The organism is Bifidobacterium castoris (assembly GCF_003952025.1).
GTDB classification, from domain to species: domain Bacteria; phylum Actinomycetota; class Actinomycetes; order Actinomycetales; family Bifidobacteriaceae; genus Bifidobacterium; species Bifidobacterium castoris.
The window spans coordinates 204,190-223,175 of record NZ_QXGI01000001.1 but is presented as its reverse complement, the minus strand read 5'-3'; the positions used below and the strand labels follow the sequence as shown (position 1 = coordinate 223,175).

Here is an 18,986-nt window from a genome sequence, read left to right as displayed (position 1 = left end):
AGATATGTCCGATTAGTGACGAAGAAGGTTGTCAGCTCCTGCGCCGACCCGCTAGAATCGGATACGCCGCAGGAGGAGAGCGAAGGGGGAGTGATGCCGCCTAAACATGCGAAAGCGATATGGGATCCCGCACAACATCCGCGAGGATGGGCCGCGGAATGGTTCGAAGCGCCCGACATACCCGATGACGGCAGCTACCAGATCGGCGAGGAGATCCGCAATCTGAGGAAGCCAGGCCCCAAGACCATCGGCGTCTTGAGTCGGACATGCAACAGCAAGATCGTGCTTTATCCAGATCTGCGGGCCCTCTATGAGTATCGTGGCGAGACGGATGCCCGGAGCGCCGATCAGGTGGGTGGGTTCTGGGCGAACGAGTTCTGCACGATGCATATGATGTGCGGCAAGGAGCGCAAGGCGATCGGGTTGCGGCACGCATTCGTCAAGCTCTATCTCAGTTCCCACAGCGACCGGCAGTTCCGTATCCGCTCATATAAACCGGTTCGTGAGTTCTTCGGCAAGGAATTCGCGCAGAACACCGATTTCGGTCGACTGCGCGCACGCATCGAGGCCAAGTTGCAGCGGTGCAGGTCTTTGCAATCCGGTGAGCCGGTTTTCGAGAACGTCATGGTCGCGTGCGACGGTCCGGGGCGCAAGGAGGCCGTGAACGCATGGCACGTGTCGGGTGCTCCCGTCGCACGGACGACGAAGACGAAGGGCGAGTTGGCCGAAGCCGGAGCCAAGGTCAAGGTGGCGTGGCCGTCCGAGGAAGCGGTGAGGGAAGTGGGCCGGCAACGCGCCGCGCTTGCCCTCGAATACGATCCCGATACCGGCAGGCTCTATCATCAACGGGGCCCCAAGTATACAATCGGGAGAAATGGCGCGAAAGGAAGGATGTCGCAGCTGGATGAGTGGCTCCTGGCCGTGCTCACCGCAGCCGAAGGGTCGATGACCCTTTCCGAAATCGTTGAGGTGATGCTCATCGACCATCCCTATCTGGCGCCCGACCATCAGGTCGACATGCATATGGAATCGTTGCAATTCGAGGATGGTGCCATGCGCAACGACATCGAGACGAGCACGTACGGACGATGCATCGCCGCAAGCGCTTCCACCGTCGCCGATCCCGCCGACGCATTGGACTTCTATGAGCGTCGCGATGGGGGCGCGGATGCACAGCGCAGGCGCGCACTGATCGCGATCATCGACAAAGAGCTCACTGCGGAGCAGCTCAAACAGTTGGCTCCGCACTCGCTTCCTACGCGTACACTGATGAACATTGCGCTCACCTTGCGCTGCCGGCGTATGCAGACGACGAGCAGGGATGAGATCGAGGAACGGCTCGAATCCGAGCTGCGCAAAACCGAACTGCGCGAATCGACGAAGGAGGGCAGGTGATGGAGAAGAACATCCCGGTGCTCATACCTCAGGAGATGCTTGACGTGACCGATTCCGAATACCGGCGTCGGGCGCTCGAGGAGGGGCCGCATGCGAATCAGCTGTGGATTGCCGAGGACGATGACCATGTGGAGTTTCTGATGATCGCCGGCATCGACGATGACGATCCGCGCATCGTGCACGTCATCCCGATGTCCAACGATCCCGGCGAGCAGACGGCGGATGGGCTCGTCATCGACAAGACGCCCATCGGTATGCCGATGGTCGCATGGCCGGCCCTGGGCATTCCGATTCCCGTACGCGTATTGGACACACCGCTTGGCGATTTTTGCGCCGGCGTCGCACAGGCCGTGACATGCGATGACCCCGCCTTGAACGGCCATGTGCACAGGGCGGAGGATCCGGATGATTTCCTCGCTGCATATGCGCAGGTGTCGGAGCGAGCGCACACTTTCCAGCAGTGGTGGGCCATCGGCAGGCATCTGCCGCCGCTGCATCAGGAGCAGGTCATCGTCTTCGGCGTTTCGGAGGAGCGCAAGACGTATGCGGAGGCGTTGAAGACGGCGCTCGGGCTGAGTGCCGCCCAACGCAACGCAATCATGAACCATGGCATGCCACTGACGGCGACGCAGTCCAAGAAGATGAAGCAGGCCGGGTTCCCGGCTGCCCCGCCGCAGGCGCAGGAGGCCATTCCTGACGCGTACCTGATCGCGGCCGAGCAACCACGTTGGCGTCGGATCCTCGACGATATGGATATCGACGGCGATGACGTTCGGCTGGAGCTCGCCCGCAAGGCCGCGTTCGACCTCGCCGCCCGTACATCGGGCCGTGACGCCGCCGCGGTGAACGGCGCGCTTCTCAAAGCCGTCGAATCCATGAAAAATGGACAGTGACTCGATGACGGATTCCAACTCCGCATTCCATCGTGCAGTGGACGCGCAGGCGAGACGGATGGTCGAGCTCGCCCGCGTGCTGCACCCCGAATTCGAACAGGACTGCATCACGGATCCGGATATGATTGCCAAGCATTGGCATGATGACGTCCGTATCCGCTTCGTCGATTCCCTGGTCGACAGTTGGTTACGTGATGATGCGTACGTGTTCTATGAGAACGACGGCGAGAACCGTTCCTCGCTCAATGACCTGCTCGGATTGTTCAGCCCTGCCTTCGACAAGCGCCATGTCCATAGAATACAGGTCCAATACGGGAAGAAGGAGCGCCGGGAGGAGCGCAAACGGATCAACGGCGACCGGATCCGGTATCCGATGCGCAGATACTTCACGATACTGCATGAGCTGGGCCATTATCTTCAGCAGACCGACGACGATCTCGCAGAGACGCTGATGTCGATCAGTTCGACGAACTACAACAAACGCCTCGAGGAGGGAGCCTGCAACAGGTTCGCGTCGCTCTCGCTGCTTCCGGATGCCTACATGCGCAAGCATTGCAGGATGCTCCATGAATTCACCGCGAAGAACGTGGCGGATTTCTTCAAATCGGACCAGAGCCGCGGCGTGCATCGGGTATGCAGGGTGTCACGGCAGGCGGTGACGAGACGGTTCGCCGATTTCCTGCCGGAAGGAGGCTACACGGCCTTGGTGCGCATGGCGGAGGACGGAAACGATGCGCGGCTTGTGTTCCGGGCTCATGCCGATGGCGGGGCGGAATATGGTACGCCATGCACATTCGATGAGCGACGCCTTCTTGAGACCGCCGGCCGTGTCCCGACCAGCAGGCGGACCGAAGAGGGAACAATGACCTTGTCCGCGCGGCAGACGGGCAAAGGCGGTATCCGATGGCACATCATCGTCTGGAGACCATACTGACCATGAAGCATGGCCGATGGTTGGGGCGGGCTCAGGAACCTGCAACACCTGAGCCCGCACCGGATCATACGCATGCACTAGTTGGCCGGACCCTCCGCCGTCTGGGCGATGTGAAGCCGTGCGATGAATTTGCTTGTATCTATTGCGGCAGTCGGCACGTTGTTCACGTGCCGACTGCCGCAATCACGACCCTGCTTGCCTTATCACCGCATATCGTGCGTGGCGTCGGCACTCCCGGAGGGGCGTGCCACGGGACGCCCAGACGTCGGCGCGTCGGCGGTTCGGGCCGAAGGACGGGGCTCGTTCATGTATACGATGCCTTCCGGCACGGGACGCTCCCGCATCCGTTGCTCGACCTGCCTGTCCTGCGCACGGTGGTCGCGACGGACGCGTGCCACCGCACTGACGATATAGATCAGCACCGCGACCGTCGCGAATATCCAGATCATATTGATCGTCTGCCTTTGCCCATACGCCGACTTGCCTCCAAGGGCGGCGAGAACGAGGAACCCGATGATAAACAGCGTGATTCTGAGCGCCCCATCACGTACGGCACGCAGAGGGGAACGGCGCAATGCGCGGATGGCGGCGGGGATCTTGACAAGACCGACGATGAGTCCCACAAGGAAATAGATGCTGCCGAGAACGTTGAACAATGTCGACATGGTAGGTCCTTTCTCCATTCATAATCGCGAGTCGCAACGCCGTATGCGTCGCGGCCTTCATTCCTGGGAACCGGACAAAACACCGACTAAGATGAGGCGACGCATACCGGGCGTGTCCATCCGCCCATTTGCGGTTCCCGACCGATAATGCAAGCGTTTTATCCGGTTCGTACAGGCGACGCATCCGACCGGGTGCGAAAGAAACGGGAAAGCAAAGACAGGAGCTCATCATGGCATACATCGGCCATTTCTTCGCAATGGTGTTCAGCGCGGGAGGATTGCTGACATGTCTCATCGTCGGCGGCGTATGCGCGCTGCTCGGGTCTATGGTCAGCAAGGAGAATCGCGCGCACAATGCATGCGCCGCCGGAGCCTATGGCGTCGGCATCGCATTGCTGCTGATACTGTTCGGCGCGGGAGGCTCCTACTCGGCCACGCCGATCGTCTGCCTCAACGTGCTTGTCCTTATCGCCGCGATCACGGCCATCATCCGTTTCTTCCCCTTCCTCAGGGCGTTGCGGCTGCGCCCGCAGATCCAGGCGCAACGCATGGCGCAAGAGCAGTACATCCACGACCATATGCCATCCGTCATGTTCAGCCGCGCCGTCCAGCGATTCCAAATCGTTCCGGCGGTGCAGGGGGAATCTGAGTTTCGCGGGTACCGCATGATCTCCTCGGACGGGAAGGGTCTGCCTGATCCGTTGTATGAGCAGGCAAGGCACTATCAGTTGTCGAAGGCGCGCAACGAACATCGTCTGTTCGGCAATCCCGGCGTGGGCCTCAAATCCTCCGACTTCGGCGACATGCAAATACATTCCGGACTGTTCGGGGAGCGGATGCTCGCCAAGATCATCGCAAGCAGCGGTCTGAACGTCGTATCGTTCTGGTCGCTGTATGGGAAGGACGCACAAGGCAACCGCACCGACGCGGACATCGACGCCGTCATCATCGGCGTCGGACGCAGCGGGCAACCATACGCATGGTTCGTCGATGCGAAGAACTACAAAGGCGGGTCGGACACCGCATATGTGAACATCGCGGACGATACGCTCGCGCGCGTCAGCATCAGCGAACACGCGTTCGTATCCGGATCCGATGGTCGCGCGGACGTCCACATGAGCACGAACATGATCACGCAATGCCAGCATTGGCGCCCCCTTCTCGAACGATACGGCATCATGAGCGACTGGCTTGTCTGCATGGTTCCCACGGGCAAATCCGGCACGCCCCACCTGCAGGACGTGACGTGGCCGGGAGGCGTGCCGGCGATGCCGCCGGAAGCGCTGCTTGAACGCATCGGCGCGCTGGATCTGGCCGATCCCGCGAACATCCCCGACGGGATCATCAGGCTCTTCACGGAGAACCTCAAACCGGACAACGCATGACACATCGGAGTTTTGTCCGGTTCCAAGCAATGTCACCGGATCGACGAGTCCGCATCCGAAGACGATTGGAAACACTATAGAAAAGGACACATCATGAACGACATCACCAAGGAAACGCTCGGCATCCGCGAATACGGACTGCTCGTCGAGGCCATGCTCGGATACCGGCCCAAGGCGGCGTATCCGGATGATTCGGACAATCAGGCCGCGCAGCTGGAGGCCGGCTTCGTACGTCAACTCGTCGGCAGGGGATTCGGCGGATTCGATCCGTACGGCGGTTTCGTCCCCAATGAATCCGCGGCGCGGTGGCTGGACGGGCATCGCGGCAGGGGAGCGTACAGCCTCGCGGCGAATCCGGTCGACGAACCTGAGGAATGGTGGGATTCGCCGGCGTATGTGATTCCGGCCCCGTTCTGGCTGACCGAAACGGTGGAGCCGGTGCGTCCGCTCAGCAACAAGGAGCTCACCGGCTTCGTGGCGTACGACAAGGAGCCCTATGTCGGATACGCCATCGAATACACCTGCTGGGATGACGGATGGAGGTGGATGAGCGACGTGGAGGCCTATGCGCTCAACGCGGACGTCGCCGAGCGCCCCTGGGCGCCCGATCCGCTCGAATACTATGTGGCGCGCGCCAAGTTCAACCATGAGCGCGAATGGGACGCCATCGAAGAGCAGATGGCCGAGAGGCTCGGAGTGCCGCTAGAGGAACTGTATGACCTCCCCGACGAGGAATACCACACGCTGTTCTGGAGCATCGCCGACGAGCGCCGGCGTGTCAACCCTCCGCGATGCATCCAGGACGATCCGCTGACCTATCCCTATCTGCAGACGGAAGGCTATATCGAGGATCTGGGCGAGGACGGCTTCCGCTTCCTCAAGCGCACGCGGGAGATGGGGCTGATCCAAGGGCAGGAGCCGTACGTCGAAGCATGCGAGCGCGCCGAGTATGACGTCGACGAGCGTCTGCGGAGCATCGCGCAGCAAGGTTAGCCACTTCTGCTGCAGAAAAGGGTTGGGAGCGCGGAGTAACCATTCAGCGCTCCCAACCCGACACGTCATGGCTGATATGCATCTTGTTTGTGCAGGCGCCGGAAGGCTACAGTGGGCACAGGAACATACACATATGGGGCGGCGCAGAGAGGGAAATACAATGAATGACATGCAACATAGCGCTTCAGGAGACGCATCCGCATCGTCCGGCGCACGGCTGAAGCCGGAAGACATGCGACCGGGCGTCATACTGGAGGGGGTTATTCCTGATCAGTGCGTGACGGTGATCGCCGCGATTCACGCCGATGGAACTTGGGCGCTCATATACCGGGCCGCGGACGGTTCACTGAATGAGGAACTGGTGGACGAAGGCATGTTGCAGCGGTTCTCCATCGCATGCACCGAACGCGACAATCCCGCCTTCGACGGCGATTCCCAACAGTTTCGGTTGGCGTCGGATGCGCTGCGCATCCGCTATGCGTCGCTGTATGACACGATGTCCGCAGTATATTCCTCGAACATCGATCCGCTGCCTCATCAGATCCGTGCCGTCTATGAGGACATGCTGCCGAAGGTGCCACTGCGATTCCTGTTGGCCGATGATCCCGGTGCAGGCAAGACGATCATGGCCGGCCTGTACATCAAGGAGATGATCATGCGTTCCGCCGCCGAACGCGTCATCATCGTCTGCCCCGGCGGTCTGGCACAGCAATGGCAGGACGAGTTGGAGGAGAAGTTCAATCTCCGCTTCGAGATCTTCGAACCGTCGATGGTGGCAGCGCGGACTAATCCGTTCACCACGCATGACCGGCTCATCGTCCGCATGGACCAGGTGGCACGCAATGACGAACTTCGAACACAGCTGAACGAATCGGACGTGCTGTGGGACATCGCCGTCGTCGATGAGGCGCATCGTATGAGCGCCCATTACAAGAACGGATACGGCGAGGTGGAGCACACGAACCGGTTCCGATTGGGAGAGATCCTGTCCACGCATGCGGAGAATCTACTGCTGATGACGGCGACGCCGCATTCCGGCAAGGAGGACGATTTTCGTCTGTTCATGTCATTGCTCGATCGCGATCGGTTCGCAGGGCAACGTCATGCAGGCAAAAGCAGACCTCTCGTCATCGGCGACATGCGGGATGTGATGAGACGCATGGTCAAGGAGGATCTACTGCGTTTCGATGGCAGACCACTGTTTCCGGAGCGGCATGCACAGACCGTGGAATACCGTCTCTCCAAGGAGGAGATGGCATTGTACGAGGCGGTGACCGCCTACGTCCGCACCGGTATGAACGCAGTATCGAAGATCAGTGAGCAGGATGGTCGCAGGGGGAGCAGCATCGGATTCGCGTTGACGCTGCTCCAACGCCGTCTCGCATCGAGCCCACAGGCGATCCATGCGTCGCTTAGACGGCGCAGGGACCGCCTCGAGCGGCTTCTGCGCGACTGGCGCAGCGGCGACGCCGTGCCACGATCAGGCGCGGGATGCATCGATCCGACCAGCATGGACGACGTCTGGGAGGAAACGGACGAAGCGGACCAAGCGCGCATCGAAACGCAGATCGAAGAGACCATCAGCGGAACCACATGGGCGAACAATGTCAGGGAACTGCAGACGGAAATCGCCATGCTGGATGGGCTCGTCGCCCAATCCGAACAACTTGTCACTGCCGGCACGGATGCAAAGTGGCTGCAGCTTTCCTCCATCCTTTCCAGACATATCCTGGATGCGGGAACCGATGGATTCGCGCATAAGCTGATCGTGTTCACCGAACACCGCGATACGCTCGAATACCTCGTCGACAGGATTGCCGCGTTTCTGGGCGCCCCGGAAAGCGTCGTGTGCATTCACGGGGGATTGAGCCGCAGGGAACGCAAGGATGTGCAGTCGCGATTCGTGAATGATCCCTCCATCCGCATCCTCGTCGCGACGGACGCCGCCGGTGAAGGCCTGAATCTGCAGCGTGCCGATCTGATGGTGAACTACGATCTGCCATGGAATCCGAACCGCATCGAGCAGCGGTTTGGCAGAATCCATCGCATCGGCCAGCAACGGCCGTGCTTCCTGTGGAATATGGTCGCCGCCAATACGCGTGAGGGTGAGGTGTATGCGACGTTGCTGTCCAAGATCGCGGTCATGGGGAAGACCTATGACGGCAGGCTGTTCAATGTGTTGGGCGATGGCGACGCATTCGCCGGCCGTTCGTTGAAGGATCTCATGCTTGAAGCAATCCGATACGGAGACGACCCCTGTATCCGCGAGAAGCTCGACCGAGTCGTGAACGCCGGCGTCAGCGATGGATTGAGCGCATTAATCAGGGAACAGTCCGCCGACCGTGAGCTCAACGGCGCGATGAACATCACGAAGATTCGCGACATGATGGAACGCAACCGCGCGCGCAAGCTGCAGCCCGGCTATATCGAGGCGTTTTTCCTGGACGCATGTTCTGCCTTGAGCATCCCGATTCGTCGCAGGGAACGCGGACGTTGGGAAGTGGTGCATGTGCCGCATCGCATCAGAAGCATGTCGGTTGCCGGGCAGAGTCTCACCCACGCTTATGAACGCATCACCTTCAATCCGGCGTATACGCATGTGTCCGGTAAACCAGACGCCGAACTGATCGCCGCGGGGTCGCCGTTGCTCGACGCCGTCGTGAACGCCATCATCGAACAGTACGGACCGGCGCTGCAGCATGGCGCCGTCTTCGTGGACCATACCGATACCCAACCGGAACAGCCCATGCTGATCGCATGTGTGGAGCAGGATATTCGCGACGATCAAGACCGCACTCTTTCCAAGCTCTTCGACTACGTACGTTGCGAGGAGGACGCCGCGCCCGAACTGTGTGAAGCGCCTCCGTACCTTGATTATGAAGGGTTGGGCGCCGCCGAACGGGTGCCGGCACGCCGACTGATGGAAAGGGCATGGTTCCAGACGAACCATCGCGACGCGATGACGAATCTGGTCACCCGCGAGCACGGGCTTGTGGCACGCGACGAGCTTGCCACTCGTATCAAGCAAGAAAATGCCCATATCCTGCGACAGGTCAGGCAACGGCTGCAGGAGGAGATTGACCATTGGTACGGTGAATACAATCTGCTGCTGGACAGGCAGCGCGTACAGGGGAAAACTCCCAGAATGGCGCCTTCCACCGCGCTTCAACGTGCGAGGGACATGGAACAGCGGCTGGAACTGCGCGAACGGGAGCTCGATCCGGAGCGCGTCAGGATCACGCTCAGTCCGCCACGTCTGCTCGGCATGGCGTTGGTGGTGCCGTCCCGATTCTTCCCGCAGTCGTCCGGCATGCGGCCTCATGTGTTCGCACACAGCACCGAGGAAGTAGACCGCCGCGCCATCGACGCCACATTGCAGGCGGAACGCGCCCTCGGACGGCATCCGCAAGAGATGCCGCACAATAACAAGGGGTACGACATCCGGTCAACGGATGCGCAGGGCGCCGTGTACTTCATCGAGGTGAAGGGACGCATCACGCCGCCGGATCCGGAGACCTTCACCGTGTCGGCGAACGAAGTGGCCTTCGCGAAGACGCAGGGCGACCGGCACCGCCTGTCGCTCGTGAAGGTGAGCGTCGATGGTCCCGAGCGCGACGAACTGCGGTACGTGGGCAACGCCTTCGACGATCTGGATATCGCGCAGACCACCCGCTCGTTCAACGAACGCCTTGCCGACTACTGGCGGCGGGGCGGCGAACCGTTCTGATGAATAGGGAGAGCGGCCGCGGCACGCGCCGAAAGCGCTAAATATAAGACTGGATATAAGATATGACGGAGATTATGAAGAATGTCCGTCGATAGGAAGGCATAACCATGACCGGGGAATCCCGTCCTCGCAAACTAATCGAGACCGGCATACCGTTGTCGAAGATCAACGCCGAATCCGCGCGCGAAAAATCCCTGCGGCATGGCTTGCCATCCACGTTGCATCTGTATTGGGCGAGGCGTCCACTCGCCACAACGCGCACGATTCTGTTCGCGCAACTGGTGGACGATCCGGCATCACATCCGGAACGCTTCGCCACAACCGAAGAGCAGGATGCGGAGCGTCGCCGCCTGCATGAGCTGATGGAACGCATGGCGGTATGGGAGAACCGCGACGACGCCGAACTGTACCGCGACGCGGAGCAGGCGATCCTCGACTCCAACGGAGGCAGAATCCCTGACGTGCTTGACCCCTTCGCGGGGGGGGGTGCCATTCCATTAGAAGCTCAGCGCCTTGGCGCGCATGCGCATGGGTCCGATCTGAACCCACTCGCCGTCATCATCAACAAAGCGCTCATTGAATTCCCCTCCCGGTTCTGCGGCAACGAATCGGTCCATCCGGGCGAAGATGTTCGAGACCGCAACCGCGCCGAGGGGCTGGCCGACGACATCCGGTATTATGGCAGGCTGTTGCGCGACAAAACCTTCGCACAGGTAGGGCATCTGTATCCGAAGGTCAAAGATGACCAAGGTGCCGAACATACCGTCATCGCATGGATCTGGGCGCGCACCGTCACCAACCCCAATCCAGCCAATCCGATACCCGTGCCACTCGTGCGTTCATGGTGGCTTTCGAAAAAGAAAGGCCATGAGGCATGGGTCAAACCGGTTGTCAGCGACGATGGCTCGATCCGCTATGAAGTGCAGCACAGCGCCGACGGGCCGACGGGAGACGAAGAGGGGGACCGTCAATCGTCGTGGCGCGGTGTCCATCGTGGATGGAACCCCCATAGACTTCTCCTATATACGCGCTGAAGGACGTGCAGGGCGATTGGGAGCACAACTCATCGGTGTCGTCGCCGACGGAGGTACCGGGCGGCTATATTGTTCGCCTTCCAATATGCAAAAGACAGTTGCTGAATGTGATAAGCCAACGTATTATCCAAATGGCGCTATTTTTGATTGGCCCGGTAGAATCAATGTCTTTCGATATGGTATGACGGAGTTTGCCGATTTGTTCACGAATCGGCAGCTGACGGTATTGACGACATTGGCTGAGACTGTCGCCACCGTCCGGCAGCAGGTGGTGGATGACGCGCTGAACGCTGGGATGCCATTGGGTGCGCCACTCGATGATGGTGGCGACGGCGCCCAAGCCTATGCCGATGCCATCGCAGTCTATCTCGCGCTTGCTGTCAGTAGGCAAACCGATAGGAGCTCCTCGATCAACAGTTGGGACTCTGGTTGTAATAAAATACGCAACGTTTTTTCTCGGCAAGCGATTCCGATGACATGGGATTACGCCGAAGCCAACCCGTTCTCTACAAAATCCGGCAATTTCCTCGGGCAAGTGGAATGGGTTGCCGAAGCCGTGGAGAATGTGCCGGCGAAACCGTTGAGCGAAGCCCATCAGGCCGATGCGGCAACGCGCGACTATACCGATGTCGTCGTGTCCACCGACCCTCCGTATTATGACAACATCGGATACTCGGATCTATCCGACTACTTCTATGTGTGGCTGCGCCCGATGCTCGCCGATGTCCTGCCGTCGGTGACCGCCACGATGATGACGCCAAAGGCCCAAGAGCTCGTCGCCAACCCCTACCGCCATGGAGGCAAGGATGGGGCTGCCAGGTTCTTCACCGACGGTTTCAACCAGGTGTTCGCGCATATACGGCAGACCGCGCGCACCGATGTGCCGATGACGGTGTATTACGCATACAAGCAGAAGGACAACGAGACCGGCACATCTACCGGATGGTACGCGCTGCTCGATGGACTGATCAAGGCGGGGTGGGAAATCACTGCAACATGGCCGGTACGCAGTGAACTGTCAAACCGCATGCTTTCCAAAGGCACCAATGCTCTGGCCTCGTCGATCGTCCTGGCCTGCCGCCCACGTCCCGATGATGCGGAAACGATTACGGCCCGTATATTCAACAATCTGCTGCGCAGCGAACTGGCACAGCGGCTGCGCACGATCATCGCATCCGAGATCAGCCCCGTCGACCTGAGCCAGGCGGCGATCGGCCCCGGCATCAGCGTCTATTCACGGTACGCGCACATCCGGCAGCCCGACGGCACCGATATGTCGGTGCAGGAGGCGCTGCAGCTCATCAACCAGATCATCGACGAGGTGATGGGCGAGGAGGGCACCGGCTACGACGCCGACACGCGGTTCGCCGTCAAATGGTATGAGGCCTATGGCTGGAGCCATCAGGACTCCGGCATCGCCGACCAGCTGGCCCGTACGAACGGCACATCGGTCGCCCAACTGGAATCCGGCGGCATCCTGAGCACCGGAGGCGGGGATGCGTGGCTGCGTCAGCCGACCGCAATGACCGAAGCGTGGGATCCCGCCACCGACGTCCACACGAGTCTGTTCGAGGTGGCGATGAGACTGACAGGCATCCTTGAGCGCGACGGAGCCGAAGCCGCCGAGAACGCCATCGCGAAAGTCATCGGCAAAGGCATCGCGTTGGACGTCGTACGCATGCTCGTGTTCCGCATGTTCCACGAGGCCGAGAAACGTGACGACGGTGCATGCGCGCAGCAGTTCAACGCCTTGGTGTCGATATGGAGCGAACTGGCGTCCCGGGCCACGCAGAAGGCGCAAAACCATGAGACGATGCAGGGCGTGCTCGTCGGATAGCGCGTTCCTCATCGTCCATCATCGTTCGTTGTCCGTAGGGGACAACCACACATCCATCACAACAGAGAAAGGGGGAGGCCATGGCAGAAGTCGCCAAGCCTCGTAACAACAAGGAGCGCGTCGCCAATGCGCTGCATTTCCTGCAGGAGGGACTACACGATCCGGTCGATGGCGTCATGCGCGGCAGATTCGGTACGCAGGATTGGCCGGAGGCGTGGGCGCGGGAGGATGCACAGCGCATGGGACGCAACCCGCTGAAGCTCAGCAAGGACGACGTATCGGTCCAGTTGCGCGCGATCACGACCTTCGGCCGTGACTTTAACGGCATCCTCGAACGCTATCAGCAGGCGTACGCATCGGAACTGCGGGAATTCCGCAACCGCTGGGCCCACAGCGACGAGCAGTTCACCAATGATGAGACGCTGCGCATGCTGACCACGACGCAGCTGCTGCTGGAGGCACTCGACGCACCCGACTCCGCCCATGACGTCCAGATCATGAAGGACGATCTGCAGCGCGAGATCTACCGGCAGAAGACACGCGATACGATGCGCAAGAAGATATACACGATAGCGCCGGAAGGCGGCATCAAAGCGTGGCGCGAAGTGATCATGCCTCGCCCCGACGTGGCGAACGGCACCTATTCAGCATCCGAATTCGCCGCGAACCTCTACACAGTCGCCGTGACCCACGATGCCGACGCGACCTACGGCGACCCTATCGAGTTCTTCAAACGCACCTACATCACCGAAGGCCTCCACGATCTGCTGCTGCGTGGCGTCAAACGCCTCGTCGCCGGCACTGGCGGATCGCCGGTCGTCAATCTGCAGACGAACTTCGGCGGCGGCAAGACGCATTCGATGCTGGCGATGTACCACCTGTTCGGCGACACGAAGGTCACCGAATTGCCGCAGGACGTCCAGGACATCGCCATGGACGCCGGTGTGGAGCCTTGGGAACCGGGGCATATCCGCCGCGTCGCCATCGTCGGCACGAAGCTCAACGCGGGAAGCGGCAACGTCAAAGAGGACGACACCGTCGTGCACACCATCTGGGGTGAACTGGCATGGCAGCTCGGCGGCAGGGAAGCCTACGACCTGATCGCCGAGAACGACCGGAACGCCACGCCCCCCGGCGCGCTGCTCGACGAACTGCTGCACCGCTACAGCCCGTGCCTGATCATGATCGACGAATGGGTCGCGTATGCCCGGCAGCTCGTCGGACGTGACGACCTGCAGGGCGGCACCTTCGACAACCAGTTCACCTTCGCCCAAGCGCTTACGGAGGCGGTGGCCGCCGAACCGCGCTGCATGCTGCTCATCTCTATTCCCGCGTCGGATACCGACGACGCTGCGTCCAGCTCCGAGGTCGGCGGCAGCAAAGGCCATGAGGCTCTGGAACGGCTGCAGCACATCGTGCGGCGAGAGGCCGACCAATGGAAGCCATCAAGCCGTGACGAATCTTTCGAGATTGTGCGTCGCCGACTGTTCGAGGAGCCCGACGCCGCCGCGCAGGAGCAGATCGACATCACCGCAGCGCAGTTCATACGCATGTATCAGCAGAATCCCACGCTGTATCCTTCGGATGTGACGACGGTCGACTATCGCCGGCGCATCAGCGCATCCTATCCGCTGCATCCGGCGCTGCTCGACTGCCTGTATGAGGACTGGTCGAGCCTCGACGGCTTCCAGCGCACCCGCGGCGTGCTGACGCTCGTCTCCTCGATCATCAGCGCGCTGTGGGCCTCGAACGATACAAGCCCGCTCATCCTGCCGGGCAATGTGCCATTGGCCGATGAAAGCGTGCGCTCCAATCTCACCCAGTATCTTGAAGGGCATTGGCTGCCGGTGCTCGACGCCGACATCACCGGGGAGGATGCGACCGATGCGCGGATCGACGCCGATGTCGCGCCATTGGGAGCGCGTCATCTCGCTGAACGCATCGCCCACACCGTCTTCATGGATTCGGCGCCGCGCGCCGCGATGGCCGTGAAGGGCATCTCGGCGGAGCAGCTGATGATCGGCACCGTCATGCCGGGGGACAAAACCGGCAATTATCCCGGGGCAATCGACAAACTGGCCGCCAACTCCACCTATTTCTTCGCTGAGAACAACCGGTACCGCTACGGCACCTCGCCATCGATGGCCAAGGAGGCACAGGAGTCGGCGGAGGCGCTGAGGAACGATCCGCAGATGGTGTACAACGCGATTGTCTCCTTCCTCAAGCAGGAGGGTACGGCAGCCAATCGCGGCATGTTCGCAAAGGTGACGGTGGCGCCGACGTCGGAGGATTCGATCGCCGACGCCGACGCCTGCACGTTGGTGATCGACCATCCGCGGTACGCGATCTCGCGCAACGCCGACCGGCGATCCGATGGCATGCGGTGGATGCGCAAGGCCGTCGACGAGGCGAACGGCGCGCAGCGGCGCAACCGCAACATGGTGATGTTCGCCGCTGCCGATCGTGACAGGATGTCGATGGTCGAGGATGACACGCGCATGTACCTCGGTTGGAAGAAGGTGCTCGAGTCCAGCAATGCGCTCGATCTGACCGAATCGAACAAGGCCCAGGCGCGACTGGAGGTCGAGCAGCGCGAACAGGCGCTGCACGGCAGCATCCGCAACGCCTACATCTATCTGGTGTATCCGGAGCAGCTCCAGACGAACGCCGCCTACGAGCTGCGTCAGGTGAACGTCGTCGACGATCCGGAATCAAGCATCGCACGGCGCATGGGCGACAAGGCGCAGGACAATCAGGCGTTGCTGCGCACGATGGACGCGTCCACGCTGTCTATGGACGTCCTTGCGCATATGCGATCGCAGTTCGAGGACGGCACGCTGCCGCTTGCCGACGTCTGGTCGTGCATGGCGCGGTTCGTCTACATGCCGCGCCTGACCGGAAAGGCGGTGCTCGACGACTGCATCGAAGCGATGCCCGGCACCGTGATGGAGGCGGAGCTCCGATTCGCGGTCGCCGCAGGCCGCGACAAGGAGACAGGACATCTGCAACAGCTCGTCATTCCCGGAATAACCGATTCGCAGCGAATCTTCCATGTCTCCGACTCCACGTTGATCGTAGACTGGGACACCGCGATGGAGCAATATACGCATGACGAACAAGCTATGCAGGACGCGACCAAGGATTCCAATGTGGATGATTTCCATGCACGGAACCTGGCACCACAGACAGGTGTAGAGGAGCCCGCCACGGAGACCGAAGTCCCGCATCCGCTCAAGACGCGGTATTTCGCGATGGTGCGATTGGACGAACAGATGCCGAACCGCACCATCTCCCAGCTCAATGAGCGGATCCTCGACCAGCTTCGTCTCGTAGGCGCCAAGGTCACGTTGCAACTGGATGTGCAGGCATACAGGCCGGACGGATTCGACGAGGAATTCGTCGAACGCATCACCGATGCCTCCAAGGACATGGAGGTCCAGGACTTCAATTTCGAAGAGGACTGACACGAGGCGTTCATGTGATGGCCGCATACGTATGACGATGCGGTGCGGCCACCACATGAACGGCGCCCCACGGATATCTCACCCCTGCGCCGGCACGACCGCCTCCATCAGCAGGTCGGTCTGCCTGTCCTCGCCGAGCACGAAGTCGTGGGAGCCGATCTGCGTGAAGCCGAAACGCTTGTAGAACGCGATCGCCGGGTCGTTGTGCTCCCATACGCCGAGCCATATCCTCGTCTTGCCCTGCGCGCGCGCCATGTCGAAGGCGGCGCGCATGAGACTGGTCCCGAGTCCATGGCGTTTGAACGCTTTGAGGATGTACAGGCGCTGAACCTCCATATGGTCGTGGGGCATCTTCTCGGTCTGCGCGGCACCGACGTTGACCTTCATGTAGCCGGCCGGCACGCCGTCCACGGTGGCGACGAGGAACGTCGAGTCCGGATCGTCGACCTCCCGGCGGATCACGTCGGGGGAGAGATGGTCGGCGACGTACTTGTCCATGTCCTCCGGCGTGTTGAGTGCGGCGAAGGTCTGCGCGAACGTCTCGACGCTCAGGTCCCGGATCGTGGCCACGTCGGCGCTTCGGGACATCTCGATCATCGGCATGGAGTATGCTCCTTTCGCTCGTTTCCTTCCAGTGTAGGAACGCGCGTTCGGTGACGGCTGAACACGCGCATGCGCACGTATGACACGCCGGTTTGGCATGGGCGACGATATCCGGTAGAGTAACGACTCGTGCCTGTGCGATGCATGTCGCGCCGTGCACATGCGGACATAGCTTAGTTGGTAAAGCGCGACCTTGCCAAGGTCGAGACCGCGGGTTCGAGTCCCGTTGTCCGCTCTCATCGATCAATATCACGTTTCCCGATATGCCAGGGGAGCGTTCCCATGGGAGGTCAACGGACACTTGCGGATCTGAGTGCGGTGAATGAATCAGTCGGCCGGTCACGTCCCGCGTGCCGCCGTGTTCTTTCTGCGCACGTCCGGGTCCGGGCAGGCGCACCGCGGTCTCATTCACCGTCTGCTTGTTCGTTCTGACGGCACGCCATATCGGCAAAGGAACCCGACATGGCCACGACACTCAATCTGCACGGCGTCTCCTATATCTATGAAGGCGCGCCCGAACCATTGTTCGACGGCGTCGAAGCGTCGCTGCCGCAAGGCTGGACGGCGCTGCTCGGCGACAACGGCTGCGGCAAGACGACGCTCGCCCGCATCGTGTGCGGCGCGCTGACGCCGACGCGCGGCGCCGTCAACCCGTCGCCCTCCACGCTCGTCGCCGCCTACTGCGAGCAGGAATGCGCACACGAGCCGGCGAATCTCGACGAGCTGCGCGACGACTGGTCGCCCGAGGCGATCGCGTTGCGCGACACGCTCGGCATCGGCGACGACTGGCCCTACCGCTTCGCGACGCTTTCGGGCGGCGAGCGCAAACGGCTGCAGGTGGCGTGCGCACTGCACGGCGCGCCGGATCTGCTCGTGCTCGACGAACCGACGAACCATGTGGACGCCGGCACCCGCGACGCGATCGCCGCGGCGATGCGCGCATACCGCGGCATCGGCGTGCTTGTCTCGCACGACGTCGAGCTCATCGATGCGACCTGCACGCAATGCCTGATGTTCGTCCGTCGCCACATGGGCGGGCGCAACCGCACGGTGCTCGAACGCTACGCCGGCGGTTACACGAAGGCGCACCGGACGCGCGAGCTGCGCTGCGCCGAGACCGACGACGAGCTCAAGGCGGCGCAGCGCAAACGGCGCGCGCTCGAGAGCGCGCGAGACGGCCGACGCGCGATGATGGACGCCGCGGCCGCGCGCAAGCACGGTGGCCATCTGATCGACCGCCACGACCATGACGCGCGCAACACGCACAAATGGAACGAGAAGCAGGCGGACAAGGCGAGCGCGGCGGCGTACCGCGCGCTCGGCAGCCGCCTGGAGGCGGCGCGGCGCGAGGCCGAGGCGATCGAGACGGACGCGAAACGCTACGACGGCGACATCCTCGTGGACATCACGCCGTCGGCGCGCCGTCAGATCGCGCATGCGGAATCCGGCATCCTGCGGTTCGACGGCGCGGCCCCCGACGACGGCTGCGTCGCCGTATGCGAACTGACCGTCGACGGTGCACGCTGGCATACACAGGCAATCGACGGCATGGGCGCGGTCACGCAGGGCGGCCGCGGGATCCGCGTGCCGCATCTGAGCGTCGGCCCGCGCGACCATATCGGCATCGACGGCGCCAACGGCACCGGCAAGTCGACGCTTGTGCGTGCGCTGCTCAAATCGGTCGACGACATGGTGCCGACGCTGACGATCGGGCAGATCCCGGACGCCGACGCCCATGCGCGGCTGCTCGCGCGTCTGCACGGCCTCGGCGCGGACGACAAGGCGCATGTGCTGTCGATGCTCGCGCAGCTCAACGACGACCCCGACAGGCTGATGCGCGGGGAGGAACCGAGCCCCGGGCAGGCGCAGAAGCTCGCATTGTGCTGCGGGCTGCTGTCGGGCCCGCAACTCATCGTGCTCGACGAACCGACGAACCATCTCGACCTGCACTCCAAGCAGGCGTTGGCACGCTTCCTGCGCGGCTATCCCGGCGCGCTCGTCGTCGTCAGCCATGAGCGGTGGTTCCTCGACGAGGCCTGCGGTGCCGGCATGTGAG

The 18,986-nt window shown here is 61.7% G+C and carries 12 protein-coding genes and 1 tRNA gene; 11 read left to right on the top strand and 2 right to left on the bottom strand.

The window, feature by feature from the left end:
• The first annotated feature begins 15 nt into the window (after positions 1 to 15).
• Genes D2E22_RS00965 through D2E22_RS00955 form a run of 3 tightly spaced genes read left to right on the top strand, consistent with a single transcriptional unit; the run spans position 16 to position 3,222 of the window.
• Positions 16 to 1,395: a hypothetical protein gene (locus tag D2E22_RS00965; RefSeq protein ID WP_126031251.1), complete on the top strand. Its 1,380-nt coding sequence runs from the start codon at positions 16 to 18 to the stop codon at positions 1,393 to 1,395.
• Positions 1,392 to 2,288: a hypothetical protein gene (locus D2E22_RS00960; RefSeq protein ID WP_126031250.1), complete on the top strand. Its 897-nt coding sequence runs from the start codon at positions 1,392 to 1,394 to the stop codon at positions 2,286 to 2,288. The genes D2E22_RS00965 and D2E22_RS00960 overlap by 4 nt, the downstream gene beginning before the upstream one ends.
• 4 nt (positions 2,289 to 2,292) lie before the next feature.
• Positions 2,293 to 3,222, top strand: a complete 930-nt coding sequence (locus tag D2E22_RS00955) for an ImmA/IrrE family metallo-endopeptidase (RefSeq protein ID WP_164518355.1) — start codon at positions 2,293 to 2,295, stop codon at positions 3,220 to 3,222.
• Between the two features lie 203 nt (positions 3,223 to 3,425).
• Here D2E22_RS00955 and D2E22_RS00950 read toward each other — a convergent pair whose 3' ends face one another.
• Positions 3,426 to 3,887: a hypothetical protein gene (locus D2E22_RS00950; RefSeq protein WP_126031248.1), complete on the bottom strand. Its 462-nt coding sequence runs from the start codon at positions 3,885 to 3,887 to the stop codon at positions 3,426 to 3,428.
• Positions 3,888 to 4,117: 230 nt separating this feature from the next.
• Between D2E22_RS00950 and D2E22_RS00945 the strand changes: the two genes are divergently transcribed.
• The 6 genes from D2E22_RS00945 to D2E22_RS00925 all read left to right on the top strand — a co-directional run bounded on the left by D2E22_RS00945 (position 4,118) and on the right by D2E22_RS00925 (position 16,327).
• A complete protein-coding gene (locus D2E22_RS00945; protein WP_126031247.1) occupies positions 4,118 to 5,272 on the top strand; it encodes a hypothetical protein in 1,155 nt (384 codons plus the stop codon).
• A 93-nt stretch (positions 5,273 to 5,365) separates the two neighbouring features.
• Positions 5,366 to 6,265, top strand: coding sequence for a hypothetical protein (locus D2E22_RS00940; RefSeq protein WP_126031246.1), 900 nt, complete (start codon positions 5,366 to 5,368; stop codon positions 6,263 to 6,265).
• Positions 6,266 to 6,332: 67 nt separating this feature from the next.
• Positions 6,333 to 9,992, top strand: a complete 3,660-nt coding sequence (locus D2E22_RS00935) for a helicase-related protein (RefSeq protein WP_241218106.1) — start codon at positions 6,333 to 6,335, stop codon at positions 9,990 to 9,992.
• A 107-nt stretch (positions 9,993 to 10,099) separates the two neighbouring features.
• Entirely contained in the window at positions 10,100 to 11,026 is a 927-nt protein-coding gene (locus D2E22_RS10705; protein ID WP_241218105.1) for a DUF1156 domain-containing protein, read from the top strand.
• Positions 11,027 to 11,111: 85 nt separating this feature from the next.
• On the top strand, positions 11,112 to 12,863 hold the full coding sequence (locus D2E22_RS10700) for a DUF1156 domain-containing protein (RefSeq protein WP_241218104.1): 1,752 nt from the start codon (positions 11,112 to 11,114) through the stop codon (positions 12,861 to 12,863).
• An 80-nt stretch (positions 12,864 to 12,943) separates the two neighbouring features.
• Positions 12,944 to 16,327 carry a DUF499 domain-containing protein gene (locus D2E22_RS00925; RefSeq protein ID WP_126031245.1) on the top strand — a complete coding sequence of 1,128 codons (3,384 nt, stop codon included), beginning with the start codon at positions 12,944 to 12,946 and terminating at the stop codon, positions 16,325 to 16,327.
• A gap of 78 nt (positions 16,328 to 16,405) precedes the next feature.
• On the opposite strand, the gene D2E22_RS00920 is transcribed toward D2E22_RS00925, so the two are convergent.
• On the bottom strand, positions 16,406 to 16,930 hold the full coding sequence (locus D2E22_RS00920; RefSeq protein WP_164518354.1) for a GNAT family N-acetyltransferase: 525 nt from the start codon (positions 16,928 to 16,930) through the stop codon (positions 16,406 to 16,408).
• A gap of 162 nt (positions 16,931 to 17,092) precedes the next feature.
• Between D2E22_RS00920 and D2E22_RS00915 the strand changes: the two genes are divergently transcribed.
• Both D2E22_RS00915 and D2E22_RS00910 read left to right on the top strand, forming a co-directional pair.
• Positions 17,093 to 17,165, top strand: a tRNA-Gly gene (locus D2E22_RS00915).
• A gap of 227 nt (positions 17,166 to 17,392) precedes the next feature.
• Entirely contained in the window at positions 17,393 to 18,985 is a 1,593-nt protein-coding gene (locus D2E22_RS00910) for an ATP-binding cassette domain-containing protein (RefSeq protein WP_126031243.1), read from the top strand.
• The last annotated feature ends 1 nt before the right edge of the window (position 18,986 follow it).

What these genes read in the sequence shown, in the direction of transcription:
- D2E22_RS00955 (WP_164518355.1), top strand. Translation starts at nt 2,293, where the DNA reads ATGACGGATTCCAACTCCGCATTCCATCGTGCAGTGGACGCGCAGGCG.
- D2E22_RS00945 (WP_126031247.1), top strand. Translation starts at nt 4,118, where the DNA reads ATGGCATACATCGGCCATTTCTTCGCAATGGTGTTCAGCGCGGGAGGA.
- D2E22_RS00935 (WP_241218106.1), top strand. Translation starts at nt 6,333, where the DNA reads ATGGCTGATATGCATCTTGTTTGTGCAGGCGCCGGAAGGCTACAGTGG.
- D2E22_RS10705 (WP_241218105.1), top strand. Translation starts at nt 10,100, where the DNA reads ATGACCGGGGAATCCCGTCCTCGCAAACTAATCGAGACCGGCATACCG.
- D2E22_RS00910 (WP_126031243.1), top strand. Translation starts at nt 17,393, where the DNA reads ATGGCCACGACACTCAATCTGCACGGCGTCTCCTATATCTATGAAGGC.
- D2E22_RS00925 (WP_126031245.1), top strand. Translation starts at nt 12,944, where the DNA reads ATGGCAGAAGTCGCCAAGCCTCGTAACAACAAGGAGCGCGTCGCCAAT.
- D2E22_RS10700 (WP_241218104.1), top strand. Translation starts at nt 11,112, where the DNA reads ATGCAAAAGACAGTTGCTGAATGTGATAAGCCAACGTATTATCCAAAT.
- D2E22_RS00950 (WP_126031248.1), bottom strand. Translation starts at nt 3,887, where the DNA reads ATGTCGACATTGTTCAACGTTCTCGGCAGCATCTATTTCCTTGTGGGA.
- D2E22_RS00940 (WP_126031246.1), top strand. Translation starts at nt 5,366, where the DNA reads ATGAACGACATCACCAAGGAAACGCTCGGCATCCGCGAATACGGACTG.
- D2E22_RS00920 (WP_164518354.1), bottom strand. Translation starts at nt 16,930, where the DNA reads ATGCCGATGATCGAGATGTCCCGAAGCGCCGACGTGGCCACGATCCGG.